The 17,560-nt window shown below is 75.4% G+C and carries 21 protein-coding genes; 13 read left to right on the forward strand and 8 right to left on the reverse strand.

The annotated features are described in order from the left end of the window. Nucleotides 1-19 precede the first annotated feature (19 nt). Both FHL80_RS22210 and FHL80_RS22215 read left to right on the forward strand, forming a co-directional pair. Nucleotides 20-892 (forward strand): hypothetical protein, encoded by an 873-nt coding sequence (locus FHL80_RS22210; RefSeq protein ID WP_138735517.1) that lies wholly within the window; start codon nucleotides 20-22, stop codon nucleotides 890-892. Nucleotides 893-1,052: 160 nt separating this feature from the next. Further along, nucleotides 1,053-1,340 (forward strand): DUF2516 family protein, encoded by a 288-nt coding sequence (locus FHL80_RS22215; RefSeq protein ID WP_138735518.1) that lies wholly within the window; start codon nucleotides 1,053-1,055, stop codon nucleotides 1,338-1,340. Nucleotides 1,341-1,367: 27 nt separating this feature from the next. On the opposite strand, the gene FHL80_RS22220 is transcribed toward FHL80_RS22215, so the two are convergent. From FHL80_RS22220 to FHL80_RS22230, 3 genes are all read right to left on the reverse strand, one after another. Continuing rightward, entirely contained in the window at nucleotides 1,368-1,571 is a 204-nt protein-coding gene (locus FHL80_RS22220; RefSeq protein ID WP_138735519.1) for a PspC domain-containing protein, read from the reverse strand. A gap of 16 nt (nucleotides 1,572-1,587) precedes the next feature. Continuing rightward, nucleotides 1,588-2,448, reverse strand: coding sequence for a spermidine synthase (locus tag FHL80_RS22225; RefSeq protein ID WP_138735520.1), 861 nt, complete (start codon nucleotides 2,446-2,448; stop codon nucleotides 1,588-1,590). A gap of 241 nt (nucleotides 2,449-2,689) precedes the next feature. Further along, entirely contained in the window at nucleotides 2,690-3,538 is an 849-nt protein-coding gene (locus FHL80_RS22230) for a class I SAM-dependent methyltransferase (RefSeq protein ID WP_216870962.1), read from the reverse strand. Between the two features lie 40 nt (nucleotides 3,539-3,578). Between FHL80_RS22230 and FHL80_RS22235 the strand changes: the two genes are divergently transcribed. After that, a complete protein-coding gene (locus FHL80_RS22235) occupies nucleotides 3,579-4,613 on the forward strand; it encodes a UDP-N-acetylmuramate dehydrogenase (protein WP_138735521.1) in 1,035 nt (344 codons plus the stop codon). A 1-nt stretch (nucleotide 4,614) separates the two neighbouring features. Next, on the forward strand, nucleotides 4,615-4,896 hold the full coding sequence (locus tag FHL80_RS22240) for a hypothetical protein (protein WP_138735522.1): 282 nt from the start codon (nucleotides 4,615-4,617) through the stop codon (nucleotides 4,894-4,896). A gap of 67 nt (nucleotides 4,897-4,963) precedes the next feature. Here FHL80_RS22240 and FHL80_RS22245 read toward each other — a convergent pair whose 3' ends face one another. Next, nucleotides 4,964-5,746: an SDR family oxidoreductase gene (locus tag FHL80_RS22245; RefSeq protein WP_138735523.1), complete on the reverse strand. Its 783-nt coding sequence runs from the start codon at nucleotides 5,744-5,746 to the stop codon at nucleotides 4,964-4,966. Between the two features lie 85 nt (nucleotides 5,747-5,831). On the opposite strand from FHL80_RS22245, the gene mshA reads away from it, so the two are divergent. The 4 genes from mshA to FHL80_RS22265 are packed head-to-tail and all read left to right on the forward strand — an operon-like array spanning nucleotide 5,832 to nucleotide 10,067. After that, nucleotides 5,832-7,199, forward strand: coding sequence for a D-inositol-3-phosphate glycosyltransferase (gene mshA, locus FHL80_RS22250; RefSeq protein WP_246078879.1), 1,368 nt, complete (start codon nucleotides 5,832-5,834; stop codon nucleotides 7,197-7,199). After that, nucleotides 7,196-7,711, forward strand: a complete 516-nt coding sequence (locus FHL80_RS22255; protein WP_138735524.1) for a type III secretion system chaperone family protein — start codon at nucleotides 7,196-7,198, stop codon at nucleotides 7,709-7,711. Before mshA ends, FHL80_RS22255 begins: the two co-directional genes overlap by 4 nt. Next, nucleotides 7,708-9,270 carry an MFS transporter gene (locus tag FHL80_RS22260; RefSeq protein WP_138735525.1) on the forward strand — a complete coding sequence of 521 codons (1,563 nt, stop codon included), beginning with the start codon at nucleotides 7,708-7,710 and terminating at the stop codon, nucleotides 9,268-9,270. The genes FHL80_RS22255 and FHL80_RS22260 overlap by 4 nt, the downstream gene beginning before the upstream one ends. Nucleotides 9,271-9,314: 44 nt before the next feature. Next, nucleotides 9,315-10,067: a phosphoglyceromutase gene (locus FHL80_RS22265; RefSeq protein WP_138735526.1), complete on the forward strand. Its 753-nt coding sequence runs from the start codon at nucleotides 9,315-9,317 to the stop codon at nucleotides 10,065-10,067. Nucleotides 10,068-10,137: 70 nt separating this feature from the next. Here the strand turns inward: FHL80_RS22265 and phoU are convergent, their stop codons facing one another. After that, nucleotides 10,138-10,794, reverse strand: coding sequence for a phosphate signaling complex protein PhoU (gene phoU, locus FHL80_RS22270; RefSeq protein ID WP_246078880.1), 657 nt, complete (start codon nucleotides 10,792-10,794; stop codon nucleotides 10,138-10,140). 237 nt (nucleotides 10,795-11,031) lie between these two features. On the opposite strand from phoU, the gene FHL80_RS22275 reads away from it, so the two are divergent. Continuing rightward, nucleotides 11,032-12,312, forward strand: a complete 1,281-nt coding sequence (locus FHL80_RS22275) for a sensor histidine kinase (protein ID WP_138735527.1) — start codon at nucleotides 11,032-11,034, stop codon at nucleotides 12,310-12,312. After that, the gene (locus FHL80_RS22280; RefSeq protein ID WP_138735528.1) at nucleotides 12,309-12,989 is read left to right on the forward strand and encodes a winged helix-turn-helix domain-containing protein; all 681 of its coding nucleotides are present in this window, start codon (nucleotides 12,309-12,311) and stop codon (nucleotides 12,987-12,989) included. The genes FHL80_RS22275 and FHL80_RS22280 overlap by 4 nt, the downstream gene beginning before the upstream one ends. Nucleotides 12,990-13,173: 184 nt before the next feature. On the opposite strand, the gene FHL80_RS22285 is transcribed toward FHL80_RS22280, so the two are convergent. Together FHL80_RS22285 and FHL80_RS22290 are read right to left on the reverse strand one after the other, a co-directional pair. After that, a complete protein-coding gene (locus FHL80_RS22285; protein WP_138735529.1) occupies nucleotides 13,174-13,395 on the reverse strand; it encodes a DUF3072 domain-containing protein in 222 nt (73 codons plus the stop codon). 10 nt (nucleotides 13,396-13,405) lie between these two features. Then, nucleotides 13,406-13,654: a hypothetical protein gene (locus FHL80_RS22290; RefSeq protein ID WP_138735530.1), complete on the reverse strand. Its 249-nt coding sequence runs from the start codon at nucleotides 13,652-13,654 to the stop codon at nucleotides 13,406-13,408. Nucleotides 13,655-13,735: 81 nt separating this feature from the next. Here FHL80_RS22290 and FHL80_RS22295 point away from each other — a divergent pair, with 81 nt between their 5' ends. Next, complete coding sequence (locus FHL80_RS22295; RefSeq protein ID WP_138735531.1) at nucleotides 13,736-14,809, forward strand: helix-turn-helix domain-containing protein; 1,074 nt, start codon at nucleotides 13,736-13,738, stop codon at nucleotides 14,807-14,809. On the opposite strand, the gene FHL80_RS22300 is transcribed toward FHL80_RS22295, so the two are convergent. Next, on the reverse strand, nucleotides 14,705-15,544 hold the full coding sequence (locus tag FHL80_RS22300; protein WP_138735532.1) for a DUF3109 family protein: 840 nt from the start codon (nucleotides 15,542-15,544) through the stop codon (nucleotides 14,705-14,707). The two genes, FHL80_RS22295 and FHL80_RS22300, sit on opposite strands and share 105 nt — an antisense overlap. Before the next feature lie 66 nt (nucleotides 15,545-15,610). Here FHL80_RS22300 and FHL80_RS22305 point away from each other — a divergent pair, with 66 nt between their 5' ends. Together FHL80_RS22305 and FHL80_RS22310 are read left to right on the forward strand one after the other, a co-directional pair. After that, nucleotides 15,611-16,555, forward strand: coding sequence for a Ppx/GppA phosphatase family protein (locus tag FHL80_RS22305; RefSeq protein WP_138735533.1), 945 nt, complete (start codon nucleotides 15,611-15,613; stop codon nucleotides 16,553-16,555). Continuing rightward, nucleotides 16,555-17,538 (forward strand): hypothetical protein, encoded by a 984-nt coding sequence (locus tag FHL80_RS22310; protein ID WP_138735534.1) that lies wholly within the window; start codon nucleotides 16,555-16,557, stop codon nucleotides 17,536-17,538. The genes FHL80_RS22305 and FHL80_RS22310 overlap by 1 nt, the downstream gene beginning before the upstream one ends. Nucleotides 17,539-17,560: the final 22 nt, after the last annotated feature.

Genomic DNA, 17,560 nt, shown 5'->3' on the forward strand with positions numbered 1-17,560 from the left:
ATCCCCAGGAGGAGACGGCATGAGCCGCACCGACACCCTGAAGTCCTACGGCGAGACCCTCGTCGACACCGGCCGCACCGGCCTGCTGGCCGCCATCGGCGCCGGCGACGTGGCCGTCGACGCTGCCGTGGACCGCGCCCGCGCCGTGTTCGGCACCGTGCGCACCCGCGCCGAGGCGCTGCCCGGCGAGGCGCAGGTCCAGGCCGACCTCGCTGCCCGGGAGGCGCGCACCCGCGCCGAGCAGGCCCGCGAGCGGGCCTCCCGCGCCGCCGCCGAGGCCCGCGCCCGGGCCGCCCAGGCCCGCAGCCAGGCCGAGGACGCCGCCACCCAGGCCCGCGCCGCGGTGACCAGCGCCGCTTCCACGGTCCGCCCGGAGACCGTGCGCGCCACCGTCACCGGCCTCGTGGACAGCGCCCGCAACCAGGCGCTCGCCACCATCACCGAGCTGGCCGGCCGGGGCGAGAAGGTCGTCGACGAGCTGCGCACCCAGCCCGTGTTCCGCAAGGTCGTGGCCCGCACCGAGCGCGCCGTCGACGCGGTCGAGGACACCCTCGAGGACGTGCTGGAGGAGACCGCCGAGACCGTCGGCAAGGCCTCCGACGAGGTGACCTCGGTCGCGCAGAAGGCGAAGGCCCGCACCGACAAGGCCGTCGACGAGGCGACCAAGGAGGCCCGCGAGACCGCCGCCAGCACCAAGGCCAGCGTCCGCGCCGCCGCCGAGCCGGAGACGACCACCGTCCCGGTCGAGGGCGTCAGCGTCCCGGTGCCGGCCAAGACCCGGGCCGCCGCCAGGAAGACGGCCCCGAAGGCCACCGCCAAGAAGGCCACCGCGACCACCCAGCCGGTCCCGGACCCGACCGCCGTCCCGGCGAAGAGCCACCCCGCCAGCTGAACGAGGCCCTCGCGAGGGGGCCGCTCCACCGCGTCGCCTGCGCCCCGGTACCCGCTCCTGCGGGTGCCGGGGCGCTGTCGTCCGCCCCGCCCGGGGGAGGTCGAGGGCTGCCGGGCGCGTGCGGGAGCACCGGTGCCGCGGACGCGCCTATCCTCGACCCATGGCTTCCTTCGACGGGCTCATCAACCTCGTCGTCTACTACGGGACCCTCGCGCTGACGGTGTGGGCCTTCGTGGACGCGGTGATCCGCCCTGCGACCGCCTTCGTCGCCGCCGGGAAGCTCACCAAGCCCGGCTGGCTGGCGATCACGGGCATCGCGGCGCTCATCGTGTTCTGGCAGGGTCCGCTCAGCTTCCTGGGCCTGCCCGCCGTGATCGCCGGCGTCGTCTACCTGGTCGACGTCCGGCCTGCGGTGCGCGGCCTGCGCCGGGGCAACACCAGCTGGTGAGCCGCCGCCCTGAGGGCTGGCGGTCGGTCAGTACCGGTCGTCGGCGGGCATGACCACCCAGAGCACCAGGTAGGCGATGAACTGCGGGCCGGGCAGCACGCACGAGACGACGAAGGCCACGCGGAGCCCGGTCCGGGACAGCCCGAAGCGGCGCGCGAGACCGGAGCAGACACCGGCGATCACCTGGTGGCGGGTGTCGCGGGTGAGCCGGCGGGACGCGGGAGCGGTCATGCCCTCGACCCTACGGTCAGTCGAAGATGCCTGCTGGGGGTTGCGGTGAGGGCTGCGCGTCCGCGTCGGTGACCGGCGCGGCCTGCCCGACGAACCGCACCAGCTCCTCGTCGCTGACCACCCGCGAGGGCATCGGGTCACCGGCGCAGCGACGGGTCAGCCCGGGGACCGGCAGCTCGGCGTCCGAGGCCACCGCGACGGTGTTGCCGAACCGGCGGCCGCGCAGCGTCCCCGGCTCCGCGAGCAGCGCCACGTGCGCGAAGACCGTGCGCAACGTGGCCGCCTCCGCGCGCACGAACCGCAGCGGCGGGCCGTCGGAGACGTTCCACGCGGTGACCCCGCCGGGGCGGAGGACCCGGGCGACGTCGGTGGCGAACTCGACGGTGGTCAGGTGGGCGGGCGTCCGGGCTCCGGCGAAGACGTCGACCAGGACGACGTCCGCGCTGGCGTCGGGATGGGCCGCGAGCCCCGCCCGCGCGTCCGCGGCGCGCACCCGGACCCGGGCGTTGCGGGGCAGCGGCAGCTCGCGGCGCACCAGGTCGGTGAGCGCCTCGTCCACCTCCACCACGCGCTGGCGCGAGCCGGGCCGGGTGACGGCGACGTAGCGGGCCAGGGTGAGCGCACCCCCGCCGAGGTGGACGACGTCCAGCGGCCGGCCGGGCTCGGCGGCCAGGTCGAGCACGTGGCCCATCCGGCGGACGTACTCGAACTCCAGGTGGGTGGGGTCGGCCAGGTCGACGTGCGACTGCGGGACCCCGTCGAGCTGCAGCTCCCACGAGCCGTCGCGGTCGGCGTCGGCCAGCAGCTCCGCCGTCCCCCCGGCGACTTCGGTCTTCCCGGGCAGGGCCGTGAGGTGACCCCGGTCGCGCCGGCTCACCGGGCCGTCGTCCCCGGCAGCACCTCGGCGACGCTCACATCGCCTCCGGCGCGACGCTCACATCGCCTCCGGCGCGACGCTCACATCGCCTCCGGCGCGACGCTCACATCGCCTCCGGCGCGACGCTCACATCGCCTCCGGCGCGACGCTCACATCGCCTCCGGCGCGACGCTCACATCGCCTCCGGCGCGACGCTCACATCGCCTCCGGCGCGACGCTCACATCGCCTCCGGCGCGACGCTCACATCGCCTCCGGCGCGACCGCCGACCAGCGGACGCTGACCTCGCCGTGCTTCCACCGCCGGGTCGGGGTGACCAGCGGCCAGCCGTCGGCAGCCAGCGCCTCGCAGGCCGCCGCCCAGCGCTGGCGCGGGCCGAACGTCGACAGCCCGGCTGCGGACGCCCAGGCGGCGTCGAAGGCGGTCAGGAAGGCGTGCACCGGCTGGCCGGGGACGTTGTGGTGGATCAGCGCCTTGGGCAGCCGCTCGGCGAGGTCGGAGGGCCGCTCCAGGTCCGACACCCGGGCGGCCAGGGTGAGCGTCAGCGGCCCGTCCTCGTCCAGCGCCACCCAGGTGCCCCGTCGTCCCCACTCGTCGCAGGTGCCCTCGACGACGAGCCCGCCGGGCGCCAGCGCGCCGCGCATGGTGTCCCAGGCGCGCGCGGCGGACTCCTCGTCGTACTGGCGCAGCACGTTGAACGCCCGCACCAGCACCGGGCGCAGGCCGGCGAGCTCGAAGCCGCCGAGCCGGAAGTCCACCCGCGGCGGGTCCCGGTGCTCGGCCACCGCCGCCACCCGGGCCGGGTCGATCTCCAGCCCGACGACCTCCAGGCCGTCGATCTCCGGTGCGAGCCGCTCGACCAGCTCCAGGGTGGTGACCGCCGAGGCGCCGTAGCCGAGGTCGACCACGAGCGGCCGGGCGGCGTCCCGCAGCCGGGCCACCTGGGTGCTGACCAGCCAGCGGTCGACCCGGCGCAGCCGGTTGGCGTTGGTGGTGCCGCGGGTGGGCAGGCCGAGCGCCCGGGCGCGGCCGGCGGCGAGCCGCGGTCGGCGGGTCGCGGGCAGCGACGCACGTCGGGTGTGGTCGCTCACGGTGGGCGAGAGTAGTCGCGGAGCCGATTACCGTGGACCCGTGCAGGAACGCCGAGACGCCCGACTGGCGGACCTGACCACCCTCGGGGTGGGCGGCCCGATCGACCGGCTGCTGGAGGTCACCACGCGGCAGGAGCTGGTCAGCGCCGTGCGCGATGCCGACGACGCCGGTCGCCCGCTGCTGGTGCTGGGCGGCGGGTCGAACGTCGTCGCGCCCGACAGCGGCTGGCCCGGGGACGTGGTGCTGGTGCGCACCCGGGGCGTGGCCCGCCGGGACACGCCCGAGGGGGTCGAGCTCGAGGTCGAGGCCGGCGAGCCGTGGGACGACCTGGTGGCGTTCACCGTCGAGCACGGGCTGGCCGGCATGGAGGCGCTCTCCGGCATCCCCGGGTCGACCGGGGCGACGCCGGTGCAGAACGTGGGCGCCTACGGCCAGGAGGTGTCGGCGCTGGTCACCGCGGTGCGCGTCTGGGACCGGGCGGCGGGCACCGAGCGGGTGCTCGGCCCGGCGGAGCTCGGGTTCTCCTACCGGGACAGCCGGCTCAAGCAGCAACCCGGCGCGTACGTCGTGCTCGCGGTGACCTTCCTGCTGCGGGCCTCGGCGCAGTCGAGCCCGGTCAGCTACGCCGAGCTCGCCCGGACCCTCGGCGTCGAGCTGGGGGAGACCGCCCCGCTGGACGAGGTCCGCGCCGCGGTCCTCGCGCTGCGCCGCGGCAAGGGGATGGTCTGGGACCCGGCCGACCCGGACTCGCGGTCTGCGGGCTCGTTCTTCACCAACCCCGTCGTCCCGGTCGCGGCGGGCGTCGAGGGCTGCCCGTCGTGGCCGGCCGGCATCGGGGCGGACGGTGCCGCCCAGGTCAAGCTGAGCGCGGCCTGGCTGGTGCAGCACGCCGGCTTCGGTCGCGGCACCCGGGTCGGCCGGGTCGGGACGTCGTCGCGGCACAGCCTGGCGCTGACCACCGAGCCCGGCGCCACGGCCACCGAGCTGATGGCCTTCGCCCAGCAGGTGGTCGCCGCCGTCCGCGCCCAGTTCGGGGTCACCCTGGTGCCCGAGCCGACCGCGGTGCGGGCCTGACGTGCGGCCGGACGAGTCGCTGCTGCTGGGCGCCCTCTACGACGCGCTGCGCACGCCGGACCCGCTGCCGGTCGGCGCGGGCCCGGCCGGGGTGAGCGCCTGGATGTCCCGCGTCGAGGCCGACGCCGCGCTGGCCGGGCTCATCTCCCGGGTGCTGAACCAGGGCACCGCGACCACCGCGGAGGTGCAGGACGCGCACGCGTTGTTCGAGCGCAGCGGCAGCGCGGTCGACCGGGCCCGGGTCGCCCGGGCGTACGAGGTCCTGCTCTCCCACGCCGACTGAAGGGCTGTCTCGGCCCCGTCCAGGGCACCGCGCCGAGCTTGCGAGGGGTGGGGAGGACGGGGTCCTCCTACTCGTCCCGGGCGACCTTGTACTGGGCGGCCTGCGCGCGCGGGCGGACGACGAGCAGGTCGACGTTCACGTGGTGCGGCCGGGTGACGGCCCAGGCGATGCAGTCGGCGATGTCCTCGGCGACGAGCGGCTCGCGCACCCCGCGGTAGACCGCGTCGGTCCGCTCCTGCGAGCGGGTGCGGTTGAGGGTGAACTCCTCGGTCTTCACCATCCCGGGGGCGATCTCCACCACCCGCACCGGGTCGTACACCAGCTCCAGGCGCAGCGTCTCGGCCAGCGTGTGCACCCCGTGCTTGGCCGCGGTGTAGGACGCGCCGCCCTCGTAGCTCGTCAACCCCGCGGTCGAGCCGACGAACACCAGGTCCCCGGCGCCGGAGGCGCGCAGCGCGGGCAGCAGCGCCCGGGTCATCGCCACCGAGCCCAGCACGTTGACCTCGAAGGCCCGCTGCCAGGAGTCGAGGTCCGCCTCGGCCACCGGTGCGGCGTCGAACGCGCCGCCGGCGTTGTTCACCAGCACGTCCACCTGCTCCAGACCCGCGGCGAAGGCGTCGACCGCTGTGGCGTCGGTCACGTCCAGCTGCACCGCCCGGCCACCGATCCGCTCGGCCAGCGCGGCCAGCCGGTCCAGCCGGCGGGCGGCCAGGACGACGTCGAACCCCTCCTCGGCCAGCCGTTCGGCGGTCGCGGCACCGATCCCGCTGGAGGCGCCGGTGACGACGGCGACACGGCCCTGACCGGGGAACGCGGCGCGGGAGGACGACGGGGAGGCAGGGCTGGACATGTGCCCATCCTGGCGTTGTAGGACACTGAGCAGTCGACAGGGGTGTCCCGACCGGGCGCTCGACAGCCCGAGCGGGAGGAGCAGCGTGCCCTCGCGTCGCCATCCCCGTCAGCCGACACCGTGGCGGGCCGGGCCGCCGCCCACCCCGCTCGCCCTCCCGCGGCGGGTGGCCACCCTCTCGGTGCACACCAGCCCGCTGGAGCAGCCCGGCGCCGGCGACGCCGGGGGCATGAACGTCTACGTGGTCGAGGTGTCCCGCCGGCTGGCCGCCCGCGGGATCGCCGTCGACGTCTTCACCCGGGCCACCTCCAGCGAGCAGCCGCCGGTCGTGGAGATGGCCCCCGGGGTGACCGTGCGGCACGTCAGCGCCGGCCCGTTCGAGGGGCTGGGCAAGCAGGAGCTCCCCGCGCAGATGTGCGCCTTCACCGCGGCCGTGCTGCGCGAGGAGGCCCAGCACGAGCCCGGCCACTTCGACGTCGTCCACTCCCACTACTGGCTGTCCGGTCAGGTCGGCTGGCTGGCCCGGGACCGCTGGGGCGTGCCGCTGGTGCACTCCGCGCACACCCTGGCGAAGGTGAAGAACGCCGCGCTCGCCGAGGGCGACGAGCCCGAGCCGCGCGCCCGGGTGATCGGCGAGGAGCAGGTGGTCGATGAGGCCGACCGGCTGGTCGCCAACACCGCCGAGGAGGCCCGGCAGCTCGTCGACTTCTACGGGGCCGACCCGCGCCGCACCCTGGTCATCCCGCCGGGCGTCGACCTGCAGGTCTTCCGCCCCGGTGACCAGCAGCGGGCCCGGCAGCGGGTCGGGGTGCCGGCCGACGCCGTCGTCCTGCTGTTCGTCGGCCGGATCCAGCCGCTCAAGGCGCCGGACATGCTGCTGCACGCCGCGGCCCGGATGCTCGCGGACGACCCGGCCCTGCGCGCGCGGCTCCAGGTGCTCGTCGTCGGTGCGCCCAGCGGGTCCGGGCTCGCCGAGCCGCAGCGGCTGCAGGAGCTCGCCGTCGCCCTGGGCGTGACCGACGTCGTCCGGTTCCTCCCGCCGCAGCGGCCCGAGCAGCTGGCCGACCACTACCGGGCGGCCGACGCCACCGTCGTGCCCAGCCACAACGAGTCCTTCGGCCTGGTGGCGCTGGAGGCGCAGGCCTGCGGGACGCCGGTGGTCGCCGCCGCCGTCGGCGGGCTGAGCACCGCGGTGGACGACGGCGTCTCCGGGCTGCTGGTCCCCGGGCGTGACCCGGCGGACTACGCCGCCGCGATCCGCCGGGTGCTGGCCCGCCGCCAGCTGCTGGGCGCCGGTGCCCGCCGGCACGCCGCCGCGTTCAGCTGGGACCGGACCACCGACGCGCTGGTCGACGGCTACGCCGCGGCCATGGCCGAGATGCGCGTCGCCCGCCCGCTGCTCCGGCCCGCCGCGGAGTACGGGCGCAGCGCGGTGGGGCTGCTCGGCCGATGACCGAGCGCACCGTCGCCGACCTCGACGCCGTCCTCGAGGAGACGCTGCGCGCGGCCGAGCTGGAGTACGAGCACCCGGGGCTGGGTCGCTTCGTGGTCACCCTGCCCGGGGTGAAGAAGCTGAAGACGCTGGTCGGGCTCACGGTCGGCGACCACGGGTTCCGGGTCGAGGCGTTCGTGTGCCGGCAGCCGGACGAGAACCGCGAGCAGCTGTGGGCCTGGCTGCTGCAGCACAACGCCCGGATGTACGGCGTCAGCTACTCCATCGACACGGTCGGGGACGTGTACCTGACCGGCCGGCTGCCGCACGCGGCGGTGACGGCGGAGGAGATCGACCGGCTGCTCGGCTCGGTGCTGACCTACGCCGACGAGCACTTCAACACCATGCTGGAGATCGGGTTCGGCAGCTCGATCCGCCGGGAGTGGGAGTGGCGGGTCAAGCGCGGGGAGTCGCTGCGCAACCTCGAGGCCTTCGCCGCCTTCGCCGACCCCGCGCGGCGGCCTCGGGAGTGAGCACCACCCGGCACCCGGCCGCGGCGACCGAGGAGCTCCCGGAGGGCTACGCGCGGCGGTGGTGGGTGCTGGCCACGATGATCGTCTGCCTGCTGATGGTGATCATGGGCAACACGATCCTCAACGTCGCGCTGCCCACGCTGCAGCGGGAGCTCTCGGCCACCCAGGGCGAGCTGCAGTGGGCGATCGACTCCTACATCCTGGTGTTCGCCGGGCTGCTGTTCAGCTGGGGCGTGGTCGGCGACCGGATCGGCCGGCGCAAGGTGCTGCTGGCCGGGCTGACCATCTTCTCCATCGGCTCCGTGCTGGCCGCGTTCAGCGGGTCGGCCCTGGAGCTGATCGCCTGGCGGGCGCTGATGGGGGTCGGCGGGGCGGCGGTGCAGCCGGCCACGCTGGCGGTCATCACCAACGTCTTCCCCGCGGGCGAGCGCGGGAAGGCCATCGGCATCTGGGCCGGCGCGGCGGGCATCGCCGTCGCCGGCGGGCCGCTGGCCGGTGGCCTGGTGCTCGAGCACTACTGGTGGGGCGCGGTGTTCCTGCTCGGCGTCCCGGTCGCCGCCGTCGGCGCCGCGGGCATCCTGCTCGTCGTCCCGGAGTCCAAGGACCCCTCACCGGGCCGGCTGGACGTGCCCGGGGTGCTGCTGTCGATCGCCGCCCTCGCCGGGCTGGTCTTCGGCATCATCCGCGGCGGCGGTGGAGCGGGGTGGACGACCCCGGGCGTGCTCGGGCCGCTCACCGGCGGTCTCGCGCTGCTGGCGGTCTTCGTCTGGTGGCAGCGGCGCACCTCCCACCCCGCGCTGGACGTCACGCTGTTCAAGAACCCGGCCTTCTCGGCCTCGGCCGGGGCGCTGGCGCTGAACTTCTTCGCGCTCCAGGGCGCCACCTTCTACCTGGTGTTCTACCTGCAGGGGGTGCGGGGCTACTCGCCGCTGCAGAGCGGTGCGGCGCTCATCCCGGTGGCCGTGGGGATGGCGGTCATGGCGCCGCAGAGCTCCCGGCTGGCGGCCCGCTGGGGCCCGAAGCTGGTGGTGGCGTCGGGGTTCCTGCTCGTGGCGGTCTCCTTCGCCGGCATCCAGCTGCTCGACCAGTCCGCTCCGCTGTGGCTCGTGCTGGTCGACCTGGCCGTGCAGGGCTGCGGGATGGGCCTGGTGCTGGCCCCGGCCACCGAGGCGATCATGGCGGTGGTCCCGCGGGAGAAGGCCGGTGCCGGTGCCGCGGTCAACAACTCCGTCCGCCAGGTCGGGGGCGCCCTGGGGGTGGCCATCCTCGGCTCGGTGATGGCCTCGGCGTACGCCACCCGCCTCGGCGACGCCGTCGACGGGCTGCCCGCGGCCGCACGGGACGACGCCCGCGAGTCGATCGTCGCGACCCTCGGCGCGGTCCAGCAGGCCCAGGGTGGGGACGTCCACGTGGCCCGGTCCGCGGCGGCCGTCGTCGCCCCCGCCCAGGAGGCCTTCGTCGACGCCATGCACCTCACCGCGCTGGGCACCGTTGCCGCGGCGCTGGTCGCGACGACGGTGGTGCTGGTCTGGATGCCTGGGCGGCCGAGGCGCCGCTAGCGACCGCCCGGCGGGTGTCGCCGCCGGTCGGGCAGGATGGGCCCGTGACCTCAGGCACCCTCATCCTGCTCCGCCACGGCGAGAGCGAGTGGAACAAGGCCAACCTCTTCACCGGCTGGGTCGACGTGCCGCTGTCGGAGAAGGGCCGCGCCGAAGCGACCCGCGGGGGTGAGCTGCTGGCCGAGCAGGACCTGCTCCCCGACGTCCTGCACACCTCGCTGCTCAAGCGGGCGATCGGCACCGCCGAGCTGGCGCTGGCCGCGGCGGACCGGCAGTGGATCCCGGTGCGCCGGTCGTGGCGGCTGAACGAGCGGCACTACGGCGCCCTGCAGGGCAAGGACAAGGCGCAGACGCTCGCCGAGTACGGCGAGGAGCAGTTCATGACCTGGCGGCGCAGCTACGCGACCCCGCCGCCGCCGATCGAGTCCGGCAGCGAGTTCAGCCAGGACGCCGACCCGCGCTACGCCTTCCTGCCGCCGGAGTCCCGCCCGGCCACCGAGTGCCTGGCCGACGTCGTCGTCCGGATGCTGCCGTACTGGTACGACGCGATCGTCCCGGACCTGCGGGCCGGCCGGAACGTGCTCGTGGCGGCGCACGGCAACAGCCTGCGCGCCCTGGTGAAGCACCTCGACGGCATGGGCGACGACGAGGTGGTCGGGCTGAACATCCCGACCGGCGTCCCGCTCCGCTACGACCTGGACGCCGACCTGCGTCCCACCCAGCCCGGCGGCCAGTACCTCGACCCCGACGCTGCGGCAGCCGCCATCGAGGCGGTCAAGAACCAGGGCAAGAGATGAAGGACCCCGTCGCCCCCCACACCTCGCTGACGCTCGGCGCGGGCCCCTGCGACGGGGCCGTTCCAGCACGTCAGTAGGCGGGGATCGACTTCTCGCCGGTGACCAGGTAGACCACCCGGCGGGCGACGCTGACCGCGTGGTCGGCGAAGCGCTCGTAGTAGCGGCCGAGCAGCGTGACGTCGATGGCGGCCTCGATGCCGTGACCCCACGTCGGCAGCAGGAGCTCGCGGAACAACTGCTTGTGCAGCTGGTCCATCAGGTCGTCCTCGGCCTCCAGCTCGACAGCCGCCTCGATGTCCCGCTTGGCGATGATCGTGCCGGCCTTGGTGACCAGGCTCTCGGCGATGTGCCCGGCCTCCAGGAACATCGGCCGGACCTCCTGGGGCACCGCGTGCTCGGGGAAACGCATCCGCGCCACCTTGGCGATGTGCTCGGCAAGGTCGCCCATCCGCTCCAGGTCACTGACGATGCGCATGGCCGTGGTGATGACGCGCAGGTCGGTCGCGACCGGCTGCTGCCGGGCCAGCAGGGTGAAGCAGCGCTCCTCGATGCTCTCCCGCACCGCGTCGATGCGCTCGTCCCCGGCGATGACCAGGTCGGCCAGCGCGACGTCGGCGTCCAGCAGTGCGGTGGTGGCCGTGCTCATGGCCGAGCCCACCGAGTTGGACATCTCCACCAGGCAGGCGTTGATGTCGTCCAGCTCTTCGCGGTAGCTCTCGCGCAACACGGTTCCTCCTCTGTCGCGCCGCCGGTCAGGGCTGCCCGGGCGACGCCCTGCTGCGCGCGGACGTCTCTGCTCGACGTCCCCGGCACGTGTCAGCTCCGAGGGTAGAGACCGGCGAGCGGGTCACAGGGGGCTGCCAGGTGAACGACGGGGCACGCGGCAGTGAACAGTTCCGACCCGGTCGGGTGAGGGGCGCCGGAGTGGCTGGTCAGCAGCTCGGCCCGCTCTAGCATCGTCGGTGTGGAACCACTGCTCGCCCTGCTGGCGGGCCTCGTGATCGGCCTGATGCTGGCACTGACGGTGGTCCGCACCCGGATGCGACCCGTCGACGAGGGCGGTGCCGCCGGAGGTGCGGACCTGCTGGTCGACCGGGTCGACAGCGACGCCGCGCTCAGCCGCCGGCTCGTCGACCTGATGGACCCCGCCGTCGTCCTGCTCGGTCCCGACGACGCCGTGGTGCTGGCCAACCCCTCGGCCCGGGCGCTGGGCATCCTGCGCGGTGACCGGCTGGTGGTCCCCGGGCTGGTCGAGGTGGCCCGCAGCGTGCAGGTCGCCGGCAGCCAGCGGGCCGACGTGGCGCTGCCGGGCAACGTGGTGGGCACCGGCCCGCGGATGGTCGGCGTGCACGGCATCCGGCTGGGCAGCGGCCCGGTCGTGACGCCCGGCCCGGTCGCGCTGGTGCTCACCGACGTCACCGAGGCCCGCCGGGTCGAGGCGGTGCGCCGCGACTTCGTCGCCAACGTCGGGCACGAGCTGAAGACCCCGGTCGGCGCGCTGGCGCTGCTGGCGGAGGCCGTCCAGGGCGCGGCCGACGACCCGGAGACCGTGCAGCGCTTCGCCACCCGCATGCAGCACGAGGCCGACCGGCTGGCCCGGCTGGTGCGCGAGCTGATCGACCTCTCCCGGCTGCAGGGCGCCGAGCCGCTGCCCGCGCTGGTACCCGTCGCCGTCGGCACCGTGGTGGCCGAGGCCGTCGACCGGACCCGAGCCGCGGCCGCCGCCAAGGACATCCAGCTGGCCGTCGCCGCCCAGCCCGGGCTGGTCGTGCGCGGGGTCGAGGCACAGCTGGCCACCGCGCTGACCAACCTGCTGGCCAACGCCGTCGCCTACAGCCCGCCGGGGACGACGATCGCCGTCGGCGCCCGGGCGCGCTCCGGGTTCGCCGAGATCGCGGTGACGGACTCGGGGATCGGCATCCCGCGCTCGGACCGGTCGCGGGTGTTCGAGCGCTTCTACCGGGTCGACCAGTCCCGGGCCAGCGCCACCGGCGGCACCGGCCTGGGGCTGGCGATCGTCAAGCACGTCGCGAGCAACCACGGCGGCGCGGTGACGGTGTGGAGCGAGGAGGGCCTCGGCTCCACCTTCACCCTGCGCATCCCGCTGGGCGCCGACGCGGACCAGCCGGCGGACGACGCCGGCCCGGAACGGCCGCCGGTGCCCCCGCTGCACGGCCGGCCGGCCACGGACGAGGTCCCCACCGGGGCCTCGCAGGAGGACGACCTGGAGAGAGGACGGTCATGACCCGAGTGCTCGTGGTGGAGGACGAGGAGTCCTTCTCCGATGCGCTGTCCTACATGCTGCGCCGGGAGGGCTACGACACCGTCGTGGCCGCCTCCGGCACGGACGCGCTCGCCGAGTTCGACCGGGCCGGGGCCGACATCGTGCTGCTGGACCTCATGCTGCCGGGGTTGTCCGGCACCGAGGTGTGCCGGGCGCTGCGCAGCAAGAGCTCCGTGCCGATCATCATGCTGACCGCCAAGGACACCGAGATCGACAAGGTCGTGGGGCTGGAACTGGGCGCCGACGACTACGTCACCAAGCCCTACTCCGCCCGCGAGCTGGTCGCCCGGATGCGGGCGGTGCTGCGCCGCGGCACCGAGCCCGAGGTGTCCGCCGAGGCGGCGCTGGCCGCCGGACCGGTGCGGCTGGACGTCGACCGGCACGTGGTCGCGGTCGACGGTCAGCCGGTGTCGCTGCCGCTGAAGGAGTTCGACCTGCTCGAGCTGCTGCTGCGCAACGCGGGCCGGGTGCTCACCCGCGGGCAGCTCATCGACCGGGTCTGGGGCGCGGACTACGTCGGCGACACCAAGACCCTCGACGTCCACGTCAAGCGGCTGCGCGCCAAGCTCGAGCCGGACCCGGCCAACCCGCGCTACCTGGTGACCGTCCGCGGCCTGGGCTACAAGTTCGAGGCGTGACACATGGCGATCCTCCGGATCGCACCGCGGCCAGGTGCCGGGTCGGCTGGCGCTGAGCCGTTGCCCGTCGCGCCGGAGGTGACCCCTTCGGGGCCGCCGTCCGGCGCGACCGGCTTCGCCGAACGTCCGAGCACGTCACCACCAGTGATGCCTCGGGGGGACCCTCCGGGCCCCGCCCGGTGCCTCACTGGCCGCGGCCGGTCTCTTCCTGGAGCTCGTCGATCTTGATCGAGGCGTCGGCCTTGGAGATGTCGTCGGGCACCTCTTCGCCGGCCTGCCGGGCGAGGGTGTGCAGGTAGCTCTTCTGCGCACCCGTGGCGGGCTCGCCGCCGGTCACCCACTCCGAGGGGTCCTTCTCCGCGGAGGGGTCGCCGGCCTGGCCGCTGTTCACGTTGGCTTCGCTCATGTGTTCGAAACTACGCGGGGACGGCGACCCGTGCAGCTCGAGCCGCGGCGGCGTCCGCCGACGCCTGGGCGGCGGCGCGGGCGGCGGTGCGCGTGCGGGCGGCCTCCCAGCGGCGGCCGGTGCGGTAGACGTGCACCCCGCCGCAGGCCGGGCAGTCGACCCGCAGGGCGAGGTGGGTCGGGTGGTTGGCGATCGACCGGATGCGCCGGTCAGCGACCAGCTCGTCGGTCCGGGTCACGGGGCAGGTGATCAGCAACATGGGACGAGCGTGCTCGGCCGTCGGCAGGGGGACGAGTGGCAGGACTGACCATGAACGCCACGTTCCTGCCACACTGTGGTCATGAGCACATCCAGCCGTCCGCTGGTCGTCAGCGCCGTGGTCAGTGACGGCGTCGTGGGCAGCTTCGGCCTCGGCGTCACCACCGAGATCTTCGGCTACGACCGCACCGCGATGGGGCTGCCGCGGTTCGACTACGCGCTGGTCACCGAGGAGCCGGGCGTCGTCCGCACGGACACCGGCCTGCGGATGCTGGTCGACGCGGGGCTGGAGCGGCTGGCCGTCTCCGACATCGTCACGCTGACCGCCTGGGAGCTGTTCGAGCGCGTCCCCTCACCGGCCCTCGTCGACGCCGTGCGCGCGGCGCACGACCGCGGCGCCATCATCGTCAGCCAGTGCACCGGCGCGTTCGTGCTCGCCCATGCCGGGTTGCTCGACGGGTGCCGGGCGACCACGCACTGGCGGTACGCCGGCGAGCTGGCCGCCCGGTTCCCGGCGGTGCAGGTCGACCCGGCGGTGCTCTACGTCGACTGCGGCCGGGTGCTCACCGGCGCGGGGACGGCGGCCGGCGTCGACACGCTGCTGCACCTGGTGCGCCGGGAGTGGGGAGCGGCCGCGGCCAACGCGCTGGCGCGCGACATGGTGGTGCCGCCGCACCGGGACGGCGGGCAGGCGCAGTTCATCGACAGCCCGGTCGCCCGCTGCGAGGACGACCTGCTCGGCGTCGTCCTGGAGTGGGCGCGCGCCCACCTCGCCGAGGAGATCAGCGTGGAGTCGCTGGCCCGCCGGGCCCTGATGAGCCCACGCAGCTTCGCCCGCCGGTTCAAGGCCACCACCGGGACGACGCCGCACGCGTGGCTGCTCGGTCAGCGGCTGGCCGCCGCCGAGGGGCTGCTGGAGGACAGCGACGCCCCGGTGGAGGAGATCGCCCGGCTGGTCGGCTTCGGCACCGCGGCCGGGTTGCGCGAGCAGTTCACCCGGCGGCGCGGGGTCTCCCCGCGCGCCTACCGGCAGACCTTCCGCGCGGCCGCCTCAGCCGGGACGGCGCCGGTGCAGCTGCACCGGCACTGGCCGGGGGCTCGCGGGGTGCGGGGCGACGAGGCCAGCGTCGAGGCGGGCCTCGGTCAGCCGGCGTAGCTCGGCGTAGGCGGCCGGGCCGAGCAGGGCGGTCAGCTCCGGCCCGTAGGTGACCACCAGCGGCTCGCTCGCCACGTGCGCGGCCGGCGAGCCGGTGCACCACCAGTGCAGGTCGTGCCCGCCCGGGCCCCAGCCGCGGCGGTCGAACTCGCCGATGCTGGAGACCAGCACCCGGGTGTCGTCGGGCCGGTCGACCCACTCCTGCTCGCGGCGCACCGGGAGCTGCCAGCAGACGTCGGGCTTGGTCTCCAGCGGGTGCCGCCCCTGCCGCAGCGCCATCGCGTGCAGTGCGCAGCCGGCGCCGCCGGGGTGCCCGGGCCGGTTGAGGAACAGGCACGCGCCGTCGACCACCCGGGTGCGCAGCGCCTCCTCGGCGACCTCGCCGTCGGCCGGCTCGGTGAGGGTGTCCGCCTCCGTCCAGTCCGCACGCGTCACCGCCGTGCCGGGATGGCGCTGCCAGTCCAGCGGCGTCAGCTCGGCGACGGCCGCCTCGACCCGGTCGAGGTCGTCGGTGTCGGTGAAGAAGGCCCCGTGGTTGCAGCAGCCGTCCTCGGCCCGCCCCTCCACCACGCCGGCACACCCACGGCCGAAGACGCACGTCCAGGCGCTCGTCAGCCAGGTGAGGTCGGCCCGCACCCGGTGCTCGGGATCGGCGGGGTCGGTGAACTCGATCCACTCGCGCGGGAAGTCCAGCCCGACCTCGGTCGGGGTGCCGACTGGGGTGCTCGGTTCCACCGGCGCAGAGTAGGCGCAGAGTAGGCGGCGCGACACGCTGAGCCGCCAGACGGCAGACTCACCGGCATGCGACTCGGGGTGCTGGATGTCGGCTCGAACACGGTGCACCTGGTGGTGGTGGACGCGCACCGCGGCGCACACCCGACGCCGATGCACGACGACCGCTGGGTGCTCAAGCTGGCCGAGCACGTGGGCAAGGACGGCAAGCTGTCCAGGGCGGGGGAGAAGGCGCTGCTCAACGCGGTGCAGCAGGCCAAGCGGCAGGCCGCCGACCGGCGGTGCGACGAGCTGCTGGCCTTCGTCACCTCGGCCATCCGCGAGGCCGACAACGGGGCGGCGGTGCTCCGCCGGGTCCGCGAGCAGACCGGCGTCGACCTGCAGGTGCTCACCGGCGAGGACGAGGCCCGGCTGACCTTCCTGGCGGTGCGCCGCTGGTTCGGCTGGAGCGCCGGCCGGGTGCTGGTCATGGACATCGGCGGCGGCTCGCTGGAGCTGGCCGCCGGGGTCGACGAGGACCCCGAGGTGGCGCTCTCGGTGCCGCTGGGTGCGGGGCGGATGACCAGGGAGTTCCTCCCGGAGGCCGAGACCGGGGGCCGTCCGGACCTCCGCGCGCTGGCCCGGCTGGACGAGTACGCCGACGAGCTGCTGGCGCCCGCGGGCAAGGAGCTGCGCGGGGTCGGCGAGCCGGAGTTCGCGGTGGCGACGTCGAAGACCTTCCGGACGCTCGCCCGGCTGGCCGGCGCTGCGCCCTACGCAGCCGGGCTGACGGTCCCCCGCGAGCTGACCTCCACCGGCCTGACCCAGGTGATCGGGTTCGTCTCCCGGATCGAGTCCTCGGCGCTGGCCGAGCTGGAGGGCGTGTCGGCGCAACGCGCGCACCAGGTCCCGGCCGGCGCCGTCGTGGCGCGGGCCGCGATGCGTGCCGTGGACGTACCGTTCGTCCGGATCTGTCCCTGGGCGCTGCGGGAGGGGATCATCCTGCGCCGCCTGGACCAGCTGGAGGGAGCGTGATGTCGGAGCCGCCGAACTCGGGGGAGCACAGCGTCCGCTCGCTCGCCGAGATCCTCCGGGAGCACGGCCTCGAGACCGAGCTGGGCACCCGCCCCGGCCGTCGGCGGCGCACCTCCGACGACCCGGAGGTCACCGGGCGGTCGCCGCGCATCGAGCCGGCCGCGCGGCCGCAGGCCCCCGGCCGGCCGGTCGCCGGGGTCCGCGCGACGACCCCGCCGCGCACGCCGAGCCCGACGCCCGCCGCGGTCCGCTCCCCGGCGGGCGCCTCGTCCACCGGTCGCACCCCGGCGACGACGTGGCCCGACCAGTCCGACACCGCCGGTCCGCGCCCGGCGGCCGGCCTGGCCGGCCCGGTGACGCCGCGCGAGCCCGCACCGGTGCGCACCGCTGCGCCGGCGCGGTCCGAGCCCAGCCGCGACTCCCCGGGCGAGCGTGCGGTGGCGACCGGGCCCGGGACCGGTCGCAGCAACGGGACGCCGTCCGCGGTGCGGACCGGGCGGCGGAAGAGCGATGCCGTGACCGCGGCCCCGGCCACCGCAGCGACCACCGGGCTGTTCGGCACCGGGCCCTCGACGTCCGCGATCCCGGCCACCGGCACGACCCCCCACCGTCGGGCGGAGGCTCACCCGGTCACCGGCCCGATCCCGGTGCAGCGCGCCGCGGCCGAGCCGGCCGTGGTCGAGGAGGAGGAGCCGCTCACCGCCAAGGAGAGCGCGCTCGCCTGGGTCCGCTTCGTCGGGGAGCTCGTCGTCGCCCTCGCGGTCGGCATCGGCTTGTACTTCGCCTTCACCGTGCTGTGGGAGCTCATGCCCTACGCCGCGCTGGTGGCGGCGCCGGTCGCGGTGACCGCGCTGGTCGCCGGGGTGGCCGCCTGGCGGCAGAGGCGGGGCCAGGGTGCGCTCGGCGTGCGGCTGCTGGCGGTGCTGCTGCTCGCCGGCACCGTGCTCGTGATCGCCCCCGCCGCCGGCCTGCTCGCCGGCTGACCGGACCCGCCGGGTCCCGGCC

Origin of the sequence: Modestobacter excelsi, from assembly GCF_005930495.1 — a bacterium.
Taxonomy (GTDB): Bacteria; Actinomycetota; Actinomycetes; order Mycobacteriales; family Geodermatophilaceae; genus Modestobacter; species Modestobacter excelsi.